The organism is Amycolatopsis sp. NPDC051045 (assembly GCF_040682955.1).
Classification (GTDB): domain Bacteria; phylum Actinomycetota; class Actinomycetes; order Mycobacteriales; family Pseudonocardiaceae; genus Amycolatopsis.
Window position 1 is genome coordinate 155,665 of sequence record NZ_JBFBCC010000009.1, and the last position, 14,445, is coordinate 170,109.

The following is a 14,445-nucleotide window of genomic DNA, read 5'->3' on the forward strand; positions in this document are numbered from 1 at the left end:
GTGAGCGTCTCGCCGATCGGGAAGCGCGTCTGAAAGCTCATCCACGACAGAACGAGCAGGCCGAACTCGCGGATGGCCAGGTAGACCAGTGCCGTTGCGAGCAGCAGTGCGACCCGCCGCACTGTGCAAGATCTTTTCTGTCGTCTCCTGCTCGGCCGTGGACACTTCGTCCTGGACTGGTTGGCGAGTCACCTCCGTCGTGGACACGACGACCAGGCTGGAGGTTGTCAGGCCAAGTGGCCGCCGCCACACGAGGAACGAAACCGGTTACCAGCTGCAGGTAGGCTCACCTCGGCAGGTCTGAAGCGATTGAGGAGAGGGTTGAGCGACGTGGCGCTCGTCGTCCAGAAATACAGTGGTTCCTCCGTGGGAAACGCGGACCGGATCAAACGGGTGGCCGAGTGGATCGTCGCGACGAAGACGTGTTCTGAGCTGGGATGAGGTGGCCCCGGGGAGGTTTCGTGGGCGCATCAGGCGACCGGGGGCCCACCAGTGGCGACATGCCAATGAACTGGCACCGCACCAGCCATCTCGGTTACGTCAGGGCCGTTGCCCGCGAACTGAACGAGCTGAGAATCAGGACCCAGGACCCCAAGAACAGCTCGACCAAGCTCAGGCGTGCCGCGTCACTATGGATGCTCGACTGGGAGTACTTTCCGTGGATCGGACCCTGTGACGTCTGGGTGGGCGTTGAGTGGGACGAAGAGTTCGGTTGGACCGTGAACAGGACCGACGAGATCAATGCCGGCCCTTGTCGAGGCAGGGCGGAGGCCCGCTACGGGATCGGTCTCGGCGTGGTCCCCGAGGCGGCCGAGGCCGCGCTCCGCATCGGGTTGGCGTGCGAGAGCGAGAGCGACTTCGAGTCGCTGACGATCGCCCGGCAGCTCCGCCGGGCCGACATCCATGATCCGCATCTCGAAGCCGAACTGGCCGCCCACCTCCCCGCGAACCACTCCTGATGAGTAGGTGAGCCCCGGAGCCGTTGGGGCCACACCGCCACGATCCTCGCCGACCCTGCCAAAGAGAACCCGCCGCGCATCTGCCCAGATCTCCCGGGCCGCGCACCGGACTACGCGCCGCGCACTAGCCCAAACCCCACGACACCGGGATCGCCAGCGCGTTTCTCGCCCGTTCATGGACAGCAGCCCGAGCTTCTTCTTCGCGTCCACGCTGATCACCGGCCAACGAATTGTAGCCCCGCCGGCGGGCGCAGGCCGATGCGCGCCAACGAGATCGCCGAAACAACTCGAGCGTCGACACTCGCCGGACTGTCTCGTCAGAAGGCGGGGCCGGAGGTGCTGGCCAGGGACCTGCCGCTGCTGCGGGACGTCGCCCGCGACGTGCCGGTGGGGCTGGCGGTGTCGATCGCGCTGCTCGACGAAGAGCTGCAGCACCGCCTCGAGCCCGGCACCCCGAGCCCGCGGGCGCGGCTCGAGCTGGTCCGCAAGGCCCGCGAGGCCGGGCTGCCGTGCTCGGTGCTGGTGGCGCCGGTGCTGCCGTGGCTGACCGATTCCGAGGAGGCCTTGGACGCGCTCTTCGCGCAGCTCGCCGACGTCGGCGCGTCGAGCGTCACGGCGTTCGCCCTGCACCTGCGGCCCGGGGCGCGCGAGTGGTTCGGCCGCTGGCTGGCGGGCACGCACCCGGAGCTCGTCCCGCGGTACCGGGAGCTGTACGCGCGGGGGAGTTACGTGCGGAAGGCGTACCGGGAGGGGCTGGCGGAGCGGGTGGGGCCGTTGTTGCGGCGGCACGGCCTGGACCGCAAGACCGGGTTCGTTTTGCGGGGCCCTTCGCCGGCCGCGCCGGAGGCCGCTCCGGTGGAGCAGCTGCGCTTGCTCTGAGGGTCCTTTGTGGACCAGAAGGGTGATGCGCTGGTCCGTTCGGGGGTGTTGTCTTCGGCTTGCGGCAAAATGTCCGATCGTGTCGTTGTCGTCGCGTGTCACCGGCGCCTAACGTCGAAGGGATCGAGTGCGGAAGGAGCCCGGACGTTGACGACCTCGCAGACCGACCGGGTCGCGGCCGCCCGGCTCGCCTGGGCCGCGCTGAAGCTGACCCGGGCCGGCCGGCACCCGGTGGGCGTCGACCGGCTGGCCGCGACGGTCGGCGTCGCCCCGGCCGAAGCCCGGCGGCTGGTCGAGCTGATCGGGTTCACCCTGCACCGCGACCTGGTGTCGACCGGCCCGGCGCCCCGGGGCGCCCACCACCGCCTCCAGCCCGCCGAGGGCACCCTCGGCGCGGGCCCGGACGGCACGGTCGACATGTTCCTCCTGGCCATCGCGACCGGCGAGCGCGTCCACGCGGCGGCCAGCTGCCCGGTCACCGGAACGCGCATCCGCGTCGAGCTGATGTCCCAGGCGATCCTGCTGGTCGACCCGCCGTCGGCGGTGGTCGCGGCCGTCGACCTCGGGTTCGGGCTGGCGGGGGTGGACGCGATGGCGTGCGCGGGCCAGCCGTTCTTCGCCTCCGCGACCGCGGCGGCGAACTGGCTGGTGACGCACCCGGGCGGGCGGATTTATCAGGTGGGCGCTTACCTGGCTCAGGCCCACCGCCTGGTGGGCGCGCTGGAAGCGCGGCCCAAGTACGTCCTCTGACGCCGGTGGGCGGCTGTCGATGAGGCAATGAACGGTCTGGTTAGTCCGTCGCCGACGGCCGCGCGCTTGCGGGCGGCGGGGGAGGAACTGTCTGGTTGGTTCACCCGGCTCCGAAGCCTCCCCGCCACGGCGGCACACCACCGCGCCGGGCCAGCCTGCCGACGTCGTAGGCTGGGCGGTTCGTTAGCCTTTCAAGCGGCGAGAACCACCCATGTCGAAGGAGAGCAGTCGCAGTGCTCCGCACTCACCAAGCCGGCACCCTGCGTGCCGGGCAGGCCGGACAGACCGTCACCCTCACCGGATGGGTGGCCCGGCGGCGCGATCACGGCGGCGTCATCTTCATCGACCTCCGCGACGCGAGCGGCGTCGCCCAGGTCGTCTTCCGCGAGGGCGAGATGGCCGAGCGCGCCCACGCGCTGCGCTCCGAATTCTGCGTCAAGATCGTCGGCGAGGTCGCGAAGCGTCCCGAGGGCAACGCGAACGCCGAGATCCCCACCGGCGAGATCGAGGTCCTCGCGACCGAGCTCGACGTGCTGTCCGAGTCCGCGCCGCTGCCGTTCCCGATCGACGACCGGGTCGACGTCGGCGAAGAGATCCGGCTCAAGCACCGTTACCTGGACCTGCGCCGCAGCGCCCCGGCCGCGGCCATGCGGCTGCGCAGCGAGGTCAGCCGCGCCGCGCGCGAGGTGCTGCACAACCAGGACTTCGTCGAGATCGAGACCCCGACGATGACCCGCTCCACCCCCGAAGGCGCGCGCGACTTCCTGGTGCCCGCCCGGCTCAAGCCCGGCTCCTGGTACGCGCTGCCGCAGTCGCCGCAGCTGTTCAAGCAGCTGCTCATGGTCGGCGGCATGGAGCGCTACTACCAGATCGCCCGCTGCTACCGCGACGAAGACTTCCGCGCCGACCGGCAGCCCGAGTTCACCCAGCTCGACATCGAGATGAGCTTCGTCGAGCAGGACGACGTGATCGCGCTCGGCGAGGACATCGTCTCCGCGCTGTGGAAGCTGATCGGGCACGAGATCCCGCGGCCGATCCCGCGCATCACCTACCACGACGCGATGGCCAAGTACGGCTCGGACAAGCCGGACCTGCGCTTCGACCTCGAGATCACCGACATGACGGAGTTCTTCGCCGACACGCCGTTCCGCGTGTTCCAGGCCCCGTACGTCGGCGCGGTCGTCATGGCGGGCGGCGCCGGCCAGCCGCGCCGCCAGCTCGACGCGTGGCAGGAGTGGGCGAAGCAGCGCGGTGCGCGCGGCCTCGCGTACATCCTCGTGAACGAGGACGGCACGCTCGGCGGCCCGGTCGCGAAGAACCTGTCCGAGACCGAGCGCGAGAACGTCGCCGCCGCGGCGGGCGCCAAGCCGGGCGACTGCATCTTCTTCGCCGCGGGCAAGGCGTCGAGCACCCAGCCGCTGCTCGGCGCGGCGCGCGACGAGATCGGCAAGCGTCTCGGCCTGATCGACGAGAACGCCTGGTCGTTCGTGTGGGTCGTCGACGCGCCGCTGTTCGCGCCGGTCGAGGACATCGGCGACGACGTCGCCGTCGGCTCCGGCAAGTGGACCGCCGTGCACCACGCGTTCACCTCGCCGACGCCGGAGTGGATCGACAAGTTCGAACAGGACCCGGGCAACGCGCTCGCCTACGCCTACGACATCGTCTGCAACGGCAACGAGATCGGCGGTGGCTCGATCCGTATCCACCGCGGCGACGTCCAGAAGCGCGTCTTCAACCTGATGGGCCTCGGCGAGGAGGAGGCGCAGGAGAAGTTCGGCTTCCTGCTCGACGCCTTCGCCTTCGGCCCGCCGCCGCACGGCGGCATCGCGTTCGGCTGGGACCGCATCGTCATGCTGCTGGCCAAGGCCGACTCGCTGCGTGACGTGATCGCCTTCCCGAAGACCGGTGGGGGGTACGACCCGCTGACCGCGGCGCCCGCGCCGATCACCGCGCAGCAGCGCAAGGAAGCCGGGATCGACGCGAAACCGGCCGCCGCTCCGCAGAACTAGTGCTGCACCTGAGGGCCGTGTGCCCGCAGGACAAGACCGCCGAGGCGCTCGACATCCTGCGGGCCCACGCCGGCACCGCGCACCTCATCGTGCACCGCGGCGCCGCCGTGGAGCCCGTGGGAGACCTGGTCGAGGCCGACATCGCGCGCGAGGCGGCGGACGAGATCGTCGACGCGCTGTGCGCGCTCGACCTCGACCACACCGGCGGGATCACGCTCGAAGCGCTCGACACCGCGTTGTCCGACGCCGCCGACGAGGCGGAAGAAGCGGCGCCGGGCGAAGCGGCCGACGCCGTCGTGTGGCAGGAGCTGATCGGCCGCACGGGTGAGGAGTCGCGGCTGAACGTGACGTTCCTGGCGTTCCTGACGATCGCCTGCCTGCTCGCCGCCGTCGGCGTGCTCACCGACTCCTCGGTGACGATCGTCGGCGCGATGGTCGTCGGGCCGGAGTTCGGGCCGCTGGCGGCGCTCGCCGTCGGCCTGGTGCTGCGGCACGGGCAGCTGGTCCGGCAGGCCGCGGCCGCGCTGGGTATCGGGTTCCCGCTGGCCATGGTGGTCACGCTGGGCGGCACGCTGCTGGTCCGGGCGACCGACGTCTTCGGCGAGAAGGCGTTCGAGCTGCAGCAGCACAACGACGTCGACTTCGTCTTCTCGGTCGGGGCGCCGTCGCTCGTCGTGGCGATGCTCGCCGGCGCCGCGGGGATGCTCGCCATGACGTCGGCGAAGTCGGCCGCGCTGGTGGGCGTGTTCATCTCGGTGACCACGGTGCCGGCCGCGGGGTACGCGGTCGTCGCGGCCGTGGCGGGGGAGTGGAGCCGGTGTCTCCAGTCCGTCGGGCAGCTGCTGGTCAACCTTCTCGGAATCGTTGCAGCAGCGGCCATTGTGTTGATCGTGCGCCGGAATGGGCAACGTTCACCGGTGGGAACGCGTCCGCTTTCACGCGGGTGATGCGAATCGGGGTGGGATGCACCTTCTTGCCCGGATGTCAGTAGTCATGGTTGCTCAGTCACGAGTAGGGTCGGTGACAATGACAGTCGACACCTCCTCCGCCGGCGACGCAGGAGTCGGGGCAGGAGCCGAACAGCTCGCTGTCGCCGCGGCGGTCGCGGCGGGCGAGTCCGTTCTCTCACGCCGGTTCGGCAGCGCGATCACCCTGGTGACGCCGGAGGACCTCGCGGGGAGCGGGCCGGCCACGGTGATCCGCGCGCGGGTGGTGTCGTCGTTCGCGCTGCCGCGCACGCTGGTCATCAAGCACTACCGGGACCGGCCGGCCTCCGGCGCCGATCCGTTCGCCCAGGAGGCGGTCAGCTACCAGTTGTTCACTGCGCTCTCGCCGGACGAGCGGATGTGCCCGGAGCTGGTGGCTCACGACGGCCGCGCCCGCGTGCTCGTGCTCGAGGACCTCGGCCGCACGCCGACGCTGGAGGACAAGCTCTACGCGCGCGACTCCCGCGCGGCCGAGCGCGCCCTGCTGTCCTGGGCCCGGTCGCTGGGCCGGCTGCACGCGAGCACCGCCGGGCGGGAAGCCGACTTCAACGCGCTGCTGCGGCGGCTCGGCGGCCCGGCGAAGAGCGACTCCGGCAACGTCGACGAGCTCTGCGAGCGGGTGGCGCCGCTGATCCGGAAGCGGCTCGGCATCCCGGTGCCCCGCGAAGTGCGCGCGCAGGTGACGGCGGCTCTCGAGCAGTCGCGCGCGCCGGGCTTCCGGGCGTTCAGCCCGGTCGAGCTGAGCCCGGACAACAACCTCGTGACCGGCCAGGGCGTCCGGTTCCTCGACTTCGAAAACGGCTGCGTCCGCTCGGCCCTGGTCGACGCGGCCGACCTGCGGCTGCCGTTCGCCGGCTGGCCGGACGCGCTCGCCCTGCCGGCCGGGATGAGCGAGGCGATGATCGCGGCGTGGCGCGCGGAGGTGGTGGAGGTGTGGCCCGCCTTCGCCGACGACGAAGCCCTCGCCGCCCACCTGACGGCCAGCGAGCTGCTGCGGGTGTGGCTGATCACGGGCGAGGAGCTGGGTTCGTTGAACCTGGCCCGCCACGCGCCCCCGGTCAGCCGCGAGGCGGCGTTCGTGACGTGGTGGCGCGACCTGGCCAAGCACGCCGGGTACGTCCGGATGACCGCGGTCTCGGAGTTCGCGGCCCGGGTGGCGGCCGCGCTGGCGGCCCGGCTGGGGCCGCACGCCGACCTGGCGTTCTACCCCGCGTTCCGCTGAGCCGGACCCGCCGCGAACAGGACTTTTCCGGCTCCGGTACGGGCCGCGTCAAGAATTAGGCCCGGTGTCGCAGGCGTGTTACCTCGTCCTCACCGGGTGTGAGCCTGCGTGGCCGAAGGTCGTGGGCGTGACCGTGATGAGCGTCGATGTCACTCCCGTTCCCGGCCCTCCCGAGCCTTCCCGGCCTGCGCCGGTCGTGCCGCTCAAGCGGGCGCGGCGGCTGGTCGTGCTCGGGGACTCCACCGCCGTCGGGCTCGGTGATCCGCTGCCGCGGCGCGGGGGCTGGCGCGGGGTCGGCCCGCTGGTCGCCGCCGCGCTCGGGGTCGAGGCCGGCGGCTACCTGAATCCGTCGTTCACCGGGGCCCGGATGCGCTGCGTGCTCACCGGACAGGTGCCCGCGGCGGTGGCCCACCGGCCCGACGTGGCGCTGCTGGTGGCCGGCATGAACGACACCCTCCGCCCGGACTTCGACGCCGCCCGCGTCGCCGCCGAGCTCACCGAGGTGATCCGCCGCCTCGGCGAAACCGGGACCACCGTGCTGCCCGTCCGCTTCCACGACCACAGCAAGGTGTTCCGCCTTCCGCCGGCGCTGAAGCGCGCCCTCAGCGCCCGCGTCGCCGAACTCAACGCGGCCGTCGACGAGGTCGTCGGCCGCGAAGGCGTGCCCTGCCTCGACCTGGCCCGGCTGCCCGGCGCCTACGACCTGACGTCGTGGAGCGTCGACCGGCTGCACCCGTCCGAGCGGGGCCACCGGATGCTCGCGCGCGGCTTCACCGGGCTCCTCGCCGAAGCGGGGTTCGACGTGCCGGAGCCGGTGAGCCTCACCTGCGGCGGCGGGGTCGAGCCGAGCACGTCGGGACACGTGGGCTGGCTGGTGCTCAAGGGCATCCCGTGGCTCTGGCGCCGCGGCCGCGAATTCCTGCCCTACGCCGCCGTCATCATGTGGGACTCGTTCCGCGCCCGCTGAACACCCGCAACGCTTCCACGTCCGAAGCCGGGTTGCGGACGAAGAAGTCCGCCCACTCCTCGATGTCCGGATAAGCGCAGTGCTGCGCGAGGAACCGGCACGCTGCCTCGGCGTCGTACTCCGTGCGCCGCAGCCGGACGCCGTCGCCGAGCAACGCCCAGTGCGCACCCCTTGTCCCATAAGGCATTCCGACGCTGCCGGGGTTCACGACCAGCCGCCGGTCGGCGAGCCGGACGAACGGCATGTGCGTGTGCCCCAGGACGACGGTTGGCGCGGTCACGCCGTCGAGCACCTCCGCCCAGCGCTCCGGCGGGCTGTCGACGAGCACGATCTCGGTGTCGTTCCGCGGGGTGGCGTGGCAGAACAGCACCTCGCCCAAGGTCACGGTGAGCGGCAGCGCGTCCAGCACCGGCAGATCCGCCGGCCGCAGCTGCTTCGCCGCCCACGGGAAGATCGGATCCGGGACGAACGAGCCGCCGGTGCGCGCCGACTCGGCCAGCTCGCGGTCGGCGTTGCCGCGCACCCACACCGCGCGGTCGCCGAGCGCCTGCAACCGCTCGAGGGTCTCCACGGGCATCGGCCCGGCGAGCAGGTCTCCCAGGAGCACGATCCGGTCCGCCGCCCGGACGTCCGGCTCCGCCAGGACGGCCTCCAGCGCCGGGAGCACGCCGTGGATGTCCGCCAGCACCGCCACGTTCACCGGTCCACCATCGGGCACGCCGGGCGCCCCGGGCGAGCGATTTCGCCCAGGGCGCAACCCGGCCTACTTCGTCGCGAGCGGCAGGTCCCGCACTCCGGTCATGTTGGGGTTGACCTGGAACTTCGGCGGCTCGCCCGGGATCGTGCGCAACGCCGGGTAGCGGTCGAACAGGACGTTCAGCGCCACCCGGCCCTCCAGCCGCGCGAGCGGCGCGCCGATGCAGAAGTGGATCCCGCGGCCGAACGCCAGGTGCGGGTTCTCCGCGCGCAGCGGGTCGAACGTGCCCGGGGCGCGGAACACGCGCTCGTCCCGGTTGGCCGCCGCCACCCAGAGCAGCAGCATCTGGTCGGCCGGCACGGTGACGCCCCCGATTTCCGCCTCCCGCATGGTCGCGCGGCCCACCGCCGCGAACGGCGTGAGGTACCGCAGCGACTCTTCGATCACCGGCGGCACGAGCGACCGGTCCGCCCGCGCCCGCTCGTCCCACTCCGGGAACGTGTCCAGGCACAGCACCACGTTGCCGAGCAGCATCGTCGTCGTGATGTGCCCGGCCAGCAGCAGGATGTTCGCGAAGTTGACGACCTCTGCGCGGGAGAGCCGTTCGCCGTCCAGCTCGGCCTCGACCAGTTTCGTCAGCAGGTCCTCCCTCGGCCGCTGCCGCCGCTCGTCGACGTGCACGCCCAGGTAGTCGGTGAGGGCCTTCTGGCCCTCCAGCGATTTCCTGATCGCCGCATCCTGCTTTTCGTCCTTCTGCACCAGCGAAACCTGGTCGGTGGACTCGAACATCTTGTCCACCCAGCCCTTGAACAGGTATCGGTCGCTCGCCGGGACGCCCAGCAGCTCGGCGATGACGATCACCGGCAGCGGGTAGGCCAGGCTCTCCACCAGCTCCAGCCGGCCGCCGGCGGGGACCGCGTCGAGCAGCTCGTGGGTGAGCGTGGCGATCCTCGGCTCGAGGTCCGCCACCACCTTCGGCGTGAACGCGCGGCTGACGAGCTTGCGCATCTTGTTGTGCAGCGGCGGGTCCAGCTGCAGGATGCTGCCCGTCGCCGTGTCCTGGCCGGGATCCGGCAGCATCTCCTTCGGCACCAGCCGCGAGGTGTCGGAGGAGAACGTCGCCGGGTCGCGGAGGATCGCTTCGATCTCCGGGTGCCCGTAGACGTTCCACATCCCCAGTTCCGCGGCGAACTCGACCCGCTTCTCCGGTTGCTTGCCTCGCAGCCAGAACTGGGCCTCGTGGAGTCCCCAGGTGTCGGCGAGTGTGGTGGTCATTTCCGCCCCTTTCCCCGGTGTGGCCCCGGCGTCAGCCGGGTGCCCTGGTGGGATCGTGTGCGTAGATCCCTTCCCGGTAGCTCGAGACGAGCTCCTCGAGCGCCGAGCTCAGTTCCGCCGCCACCTCCGCGACCGCGCCGGGATCGGGCTCCCCGGGCGGTTCGAAGGCGGTGCGGATCAGGTGGGCGAGCACGTCCGCCTTCTCTTCGAGGGGAATGCCCTCGAAGTCGCCGGAAAGCGTGTCGCCGACGTAGAAGCCGAGTGTCGCGGTCTTGAGCGCGTAGGTCAGGTTCGGCACGTCCGAGCGGAGCAGCCCGCACCGGAGCATCGCCTCCTCGAACCGCGTGCGCAGCTCGTCCTGCTGCTTCTTCAAGGCGAGGTCGCCGAGCGAGCCGAACATCTCGGCGTTGCCGCGCAGCATCGCCATCACCAGCGGTCGGCGCTGGGTGATGAGGAAGGACCGCGGGATCATCCGGTGCGGGAGGATCATGGCCGGGTCGGCTTTGATCGCGGTCAGCAGCTCGTCGGTCAGGTCGGCCGACTCCCGCATCATCAGCGCCTGGAACACCAGCTCCTTGGTGCGCCAGTGGAGGTAGACGGTGCCCTTGCCGATGCCGACCGCGCGCGCGACGTCGTCGATCGCCACCTTGCGGTAGCCCATGCGCAGCAGCAGCTCGCCCGCCGCGTCCAGGATCCGGTCGGCGCGCTCGCGGTTGGGATGGCTCATGCGTCTCGTTCCGTCGATCTTTGACTGTTTGACCGGAACCGCACTTTCGGTCAACCGGTCGTCGACGACGGTAGCGCCGATCCGGAGACCGGGGCAAGTGGTTCTGTCGGTGCCGTCGGTTAACGTCATCTCCGTGGCACAGGACGAACTCTTCACCGTGAACTCCGACGTGGCGCCCCCGCCAGAGCGCACGACGTCGAACGCGGCGGAACCGCAGGCGGACCCGGCCGGCTCCCCACTGGCCGTGCGGATGCGCCCGCGCTCGCTCGGGGAGGTCGTCGGCCAGCAGCACCTGCTGCGCGAAGGGGCTCCGCTGCGACGGCTGGTCGAGGGCGCCGCGCCGGCGTCGGTGCTGCTCTACGGCCCGCCGGGCACCGGCAAGACGACGCTGGCCAATCTCGTGTCGATCGCCACCGGCCGCCGGTTCGTCGCGATGTCCGCGCTTTCGGCGGGCGTCAAGGAAGTCCGCGGGGTCATCGAGGAAGCGCGGCGGCGGCGCCAGTACAACGCCGAAAACACCGTGCTGTTCATCGACGAGGTGCACCGGTTCTCCAAGACCCAGCAGGACGCGCTGCTGGGCGCGGTCGAGGACCGCACCGTCCTGCTGGTCGCGGCGACGACCGAGAACCCGTCGTTCTCGGTCGTGTCGCCGCTGCTGTCGCGCTCGCTGGTGCTGCAGCTGCGCCCGCTGACCGACGCCGACATCACGGCGCTGATCGAGCGCGCGCTCGCCGACGAGCGTGGCCTCGGCGGCGAGCTGACGCTGAGCGAGGACGCGCGCGCCCACCTCGTCCGGCTCGCGGGCGGGGACGCGCGCCGCGCGCTCACCGCGCTGGAGGCGGCGGCGGACGCGGCGTCGGCCACCGACGCGAAGACCATCGACCTCGCCACCGTCGAATCCACTGTGGACAAAGCGGCGGTGCGCTACGACCGCGACGGCGACCAGCACTACGACGTGATCAGCGCGTTCATCAAGTCGATCCGCGGGTCCGATGTGGACGCCGCGCTGCACTACCTGGCCCGGATGATCGAGGCGGGGGAGGACCCGCGGTTCCTCGCGCGGCGGCTGGTCGTGCACGCCAGCGAAGACATCGGGATGGCCGACCCCACGGCGCTGCAGTCGGCGGTCGCGGCCGCGCACGCGGTGCAGTTCATCGGCATGCCGGAGGGCAGGCTGGCGCTCGCGCAGGCGACCGTGCACCTGGCGACCGCGCCGAAGTCCAACGCGGTGATCAAAGGCATCGACGCCGCTTTGGCCGACGTCCGCGGGGGGCTGGCCGGGACCGTCCCGCCGCACCTGCGCGACGGGCACTACGCGGGGGCGAAGAAGCTGGGCAACGCGCAGGGCTACCGGTACCCGCACAACGTGCCCGAAGGGGTGCTGGCGCAGCAGTACCCGCCGGACGAACTGGTGGGCCGGGACTACTACGAGCCCACCCAGCGCGGCGCCGAGCGGCCGCTCGCCGAGCGCGTCCCCAAGCTGCGCCGGACGATCCGCGGGCAGTGACGTGGGCAGCGACGTGGGCACTGAGGTGGGCAGCGACGGTGATCAGTGCGTGAAGCGGGCTTCACCCGCTGTTGAACGCCGTTCGCCCGGAGTGTGGGCCGGGGTGGCCAAGATCATCGGGCTTCGTAAGCTTCGCGCTTCGAGGCGGCCCTGAACAAGGGAGGGCCCCAGCCACGGCAGGAGGCGACCCGTGCCCGCGACGCTGCAGTGCATCGTCCTGGACTGTCCGGAACCGCTCGTGCTCGCCCGCTTCTACCAGGCTCTGCTCGGCGGGGAGGTGGATCGGCCCGATCCGCGGTGGCGGGTCGACGAGGACTGGTCGACCCTGCACGTGAACGGGCTGGTCCTGGGCTTCCAGCGGGCGCCGGACCACCGGCCGCCGCACTGGCCCGACCCGGCCTTCCCGCAGCAGTTCCACCTCGACTTCGAGGTCGACGACTTCCGGGCGTCGCACCACCTGGTCCTGGTGCACGGTGGCCGGCTGCTCGACCCGGACCTCGGCGGCCGCGGCTGGCGCGTCTACGCCGATCCGGCGGGCCACCCGTTCTGCCTGCTGGGCGACTACTGAGCGCGCGGGCGTGCCGCGCCTTCGGCACGATGGCGGCATGACTGTCGCGTTTCTCGGAACCGGGATCATGGGCGCCCCGATGGCGGCCAACATCGCCAAGGCGGGCCTCGACGTCCGGGTCTGGAACCGGACCCGGGAGAAGGCCGAGCCGCTCGCCGACGTCGCCACGGTCGCCGATTCGGCGGCGGCCGCGGCCGACGGCGCGGACATCCTCGTGACGATGCTCGCGGACGGCCCAGCCGTCGCTTCGGCGTTCGAAGCCGCTTCGCCGGCTTCGGGCACGTTGTGGCTGCAGATGAGCACGGTCGGCCTCGACTGGACCGACCGGCTCGCCGCGACGGCGGAGCAGGCGGGCGTGGTGTTCGTCGACGCGCCGGTGCTCGGCACCCGGCAGCCCGCGGAGCAGGCGCAGCTGCAGGTGCTGGCGTCCGGCCCCGAGGAGGCGCGCCCGAAGGCCACGCCGGTGTTCGACGCGGTCGGCCTGAAGACGCTGTGGCTGGGCCCGGCGGGCCGGGGCAGCCGCCTGAAGCTGGTGATGAACGCCTGGGTGCTCGCGCTGACGAACGCGACGGCCGAGAGCCTGGGCCTGGCTCGTGCGCTGGGTCTCGACCCCGCCCTGTTCCTGGAGACGATCGAAGGCGGGGGCCTGGACGTCGGCTACGCGCACGTGAAGGGCGGGGCGATGCTGTCGGGGGAGTACCCGCCGGCGTTCCCGGCGGGCCTGGCGGCGAAGGACGCGCGGCTGGTGGTCGAGGCGGCCGGCGAGGACGTCGACGTGGCGGGCGCGAAGGCGGCTCTCGCGCACCTGGAGGCGGCGGTCGCGGCGGGCCACGGCGACGAGGACATGGCCGCGCTCTACCGCGCGGTGCTGAAGGAGCGTTAGAGGAGCGTCGCGAGCCGGTCGGTCCGGTGCCGCCGCAGCACGCCGGTCGCGGTCAGCTTCGCCGCCCGGCGGCGGGCCACCTCCAGCCGGACCGTGTCAGGTCGGTCCCGGGCAGCCGGGCCGCACGTCGGCCGCGGTGCCCGCCCGGTCCGGCGAGCACCCGGCGGGCGGGTCCCATCGCTCCGGCCCACCGCCCCGCGGCGAGCCGTTTTCCGCCCTGTGCGGGGTGACACGGTCGGGAACCCGGCCAGGCGGTAACCTCAGGCGGCATCCCGACCCCTGAACCGAGGAGGGCCCGTGTCGGCAGGGCAGATCGCCGCGTTGATCGCCGCAGGAGCATTCGTGGTGCTGGTCGTCCTGCTGGCGATCCCGCTGATCAAGCTCGGCAAGACGCTGGACGCGGCCACCGAGGCGATCGAGCGCACCAACAGCAACACCGATCCGCTGCTGATCGGCGCGAACGAGACGATCACCCACGTCAACACCCAGCTGGAGCGGGTGGACGGGATCACCGCGAACGCGCAGGCGGTCACGGGCAACGTCTCGGCGCTGGCGTCGGTGTTCACCGCGACCCTGGGCGGCCCGCTGGTCAAGACCGCGGCGCTGTCCTACGGGCTCAACAAGGCGATCAAGGCGCGCAAGAAGAAGAGCGCCTTGAAGGCCGCGAGGAAGGCCGGCAAATGAAGCGGCTGTTCTGGCTCGGCGTCGGGGTCGTCGCCGGCGTCACCCTGTCCCGCAAGGCCGCCGAAACCGCTCGTCAGGCCACCCCGGCCGGGTTAGCCTCGAACCTGGGAGACGCCGTGCGCGAGCTGGCCGGCGCCGTGGGTTCGTTCGGCGCCGAGGTGCGCGCGGGCATGAGCGAGCGGGAACAGGAGCTGCACGACATGGTCGAGGAGCGGACGGGCGTGACCGCGCCCCGCGCCGAGGGACGGCACGCCGCCGTGGCCCGGCGCCCGGTCCGGCGAGCTCGCCGGGCGGAGGGCTGATCCGGGCCTGCCCGGAGCCCTCCGCCGTCG

Annotated in this window: 15 protein-coding genes; 12 read left to right on the forward strand and 3 right to left on the reverse strand. The window is 71.8% G+C overall.

What is annotated here, in order from left to right:
* Positions 1 to 461: 461 nt before the first annotated feature.
* The 7 genes from AB0M80_RS22525 to AB0M80_RS22555 all read left to right on the forward strand — a co-directional run bounded on the left by AB0M80_RS22525 (position 462) and on the right by AB0M80_RS22555 (position 7,772).
* Positions 462 to 959, forward strand: coding sequence for a hypothetical protein (locus tag AB0M80_RS22525; RefSeq protein WP_364567994.1), 498 nt, complete (start codon positions 462 to 464; stop codon positions 957 to 959).
* A gap of 258 nt (positions 960 to 1,217) precedes the next feature.
* Positions 1,218 to 1,838, forward strand: coding sequence for a hypothetical protein (locus AB0M80_RS22530; protein WP_364567996.1), 621 nt, complete (start codon positions 1,218 to 1,220; stop codon positions 1,836 to 1,838).
* Positions 1,839 to 1,985: 147 nt separating this feature from the next.
* Positions 1,986 to 2,588 carry an organomercurial lyase gene (gene merB, locus AB0M80_RS22535; RefSeq protein ID WP_364567999.1) on the forward strand — a complete coding sequence of 201 codons (603 nt, stop codon included), beginning with the start codon at positions 1,986 to 1,988 and terminating at the stop codon, positions 2,586 to 2,588.
* Between the two features lie 233 nt (positions 2,589 to 2,821).
* Positions 2,822 to 4,597: an aspartate--tRNA ligase gene (aspS, locus tag AB0M80_RS22540; RefSeq protein WP_364568002.1), complete on the forward strand. Its 1,776-nt coding sequence runs from the start codon at positions 2,822 to 2,824 to the stop codon at positions 4,595 to 4,597.
* Positions 4,597 to 5,544 carry a DUF389 domain-containing protein gene (locus AB0M80_RS22545; RefSeq protein ID WP_364568005.1) on the forward strand — a complete coding sequence of 316 codons (948 nt, stop codon included), beginning with the start codon at positions 4,597 to 4,599 and terminating at the stop codon, positions 5,542 to 5,544. The genes aspS and AB0M80_RS22545 overlap by 1 nt, the downstream gene beginning before the upstream one ends.
* Positions 5,545 to 5,623: 79 nt before the next feature.
* The gene (locus tag AB0M80_RS22550) at positions 5,624 to 6,805 is read left to right on the forward strand and encodes a phosphotransferase (RefSeq protein ID WP_364568008.1); all 1,182 of its coding nucleotides are present in this window, start codon (positions 5,624 to 5,626) and stop codon (positions 6,803 to 6,805) included.
* Between the two features lie 136 nt (positions 6,806 to 6,941).
* Positions 6,942 to 7,772: an SGNH/GDSL hydrolase family protein gene (locus AB0M80_RS22555; RefSeq protein ID WP_364568564.1), complete on the forward strand. Its 831-nt coding sequence runs from the start codon at positions 6,942 to 6,944 to the stop codon at positions 7,770 to 7,772.
* Here the strand turns inward: AB0M80_RS22555 and AB0M80_RS22560 are convergent.
* The 3 genes from AB0M80_RS22560 to AB0M80_RS22570 form a co-directional block, all read right to left on the reverse strand.
* The gene (locus AB0M80_RS22560) at positions 7,744 to 8,472 is read right to left on the reverse strand and encodes a YfcE family phosphodiesterase (protein WP_364568010.1); all 729 of its coding nucleotides are present in this window, start codon (positions 8,470 to 8,472) and stop codon (positions 7,744 to 7,746) included. The genes AB0M80_RS22555 and AB0M80_RS22560 overlap by 29 nt on opposite strands.
* A 63-nt stretch (positions 8,473 to 8,535) precedes the next feature.
* Entirely contained in the window at positions 8,536 to 9,744 is a 1,209-nt protein-coding gene (locus AB0M80_RS22565; RefSeq protein ID WP_364568013.1) for a cytochrome P450, read from the reverse strand.
* Positions 9,745 to 9,775: 31 nt separating this feature from the next.
* Entirely contained in the window at positions 9,776 to 10,471 is a 696-nt protein-coding gene (locus AB0M80_RS22570) for a TetR/AcrR family transcriptional regulator (protein ID WP_364568016.1), read from the reverse strand.
* Positions 10,472 to 10,604: 133 nt separating this feature from the next.
* Between AB0M80_RS22570 and AB0M80_RS22575 the strand changes: the two genes are divergently transcribed.
* The 5 genes from AB0M80_RS22575 (at position 10,605) to AB0M80_RS22595 (ending at position 14,415) form a co-directional block, all read left to right on the forward strand.
* Positions 10,605 to 11,978: a replication-associated recombination protein A gene (locus AB0M80_RS22575; protein ID WP_364568019.1), complete on the forward strand. Its 1,374-nt coding sequence runs from the start codon at positions 10,605 to 10,607 to the stop codon at positions 11,976 to 11,978.
* Positions 11,979 to 12,168: 190 nt separating this feature from the next.
* A complete protein-coding gene (locus AB0M80_RS22580; RefSeq protein ID WP_364568021.1) occupies positions 12,169 to 12,546 on the forward strand; it encodes a VOC family protein in 378 nt (125 codons plus the stop codon).
* A gap of 37 nt (positions 12,547 to 12,583) precedes the next feature.
* Positions 12,584 to 13,429, forward strand: a complete 846-nt coding sequence (locus AB0M80_RS22585; protein WP_364568024.1) for an NAD(P)-dependent oxidoreductase — start codon at positions 12,584 to 12,586, stop codon at positions 13,427 to 13,429.
* A 297-nt stretch (positions 13,430 to 13,726) separates the two neighbouring features.
* Entirely contained in the window at positions 13,727 to 14,113 is a 387-nt protein-coding gene (locus AB0M80_RS22590) for a DUF948 domain-containing protein (RefSeq protein ID WP_360267303.1), read from the forward strand.
* On the forward strand, positions 14,110 to 14,415 hold the full coding sequence (locus tag AB0M80_RS22595) for a hypothetical protein (RefSeq protein ID WP_364568026.1): 306 nt from the start codon (positions 14,110 to 14,112) through the stop codon (positions 14,413 to 14,415). The genes AB0M80_RS22590 and AB0M80_RS22595 overlap by 4 nt, the downstream gene beginning before the upstream one ends.
* Positions 14,416 to 14,445 lie beyond the last annotated feature (30 nt).

Coding starts and splice junctions, on each gene's coding strand:
- AB0M80_RS22530 (WP_364567996.1), top strand. CDS start 1,218: ATGCGCGCCAACGAGATCGCCGAAACAACTCGAGCGTCGACACTCGCC.
- AB0M80_RS22565 (WP_364568013.1), bottom strand. CDS start 9,744: ATGACCACCACACTCGCCGACACCTGGGGACTCCACGAGGCCCAGTTC.
- AB0M80_RS22595 (WP_364568026.1), top strand. CDS start 14,110: ATGAAGCGGCTGTTCTGGCTCGGCGTCGGGGTCGTCGCCGGCGTCACC.
- AB0M80_RS22555 (WP_364568564.1), top strand. CDS start 6,942: ATGAGCGTCGATGTCACTCCCGTTCCCGGCCCTCCCGAGCCTTCCCGG.
- AB0M80_RS22570 (WP_364568016.1), bottom strand. CDS start 10,471: ATGAGCCATCCCAACCGCGAGCGCGCCGACCGGATCCTGGACGCGGCG.
- AB0M80_RS22585 (WP_364568024.1), top strand. CDS start 12,584: ATGACTGTCGCGTTTCTCGGAACCGGGATCATGGGCGCCCCGATGGCG.
- AB0M80_RS22550 (WP_364568008.1), top strand. CDS start 5,624: ATGACAGTCGACACCTCCTCCGCCGGCGACGCAGGAGTCGGGGCAGGA.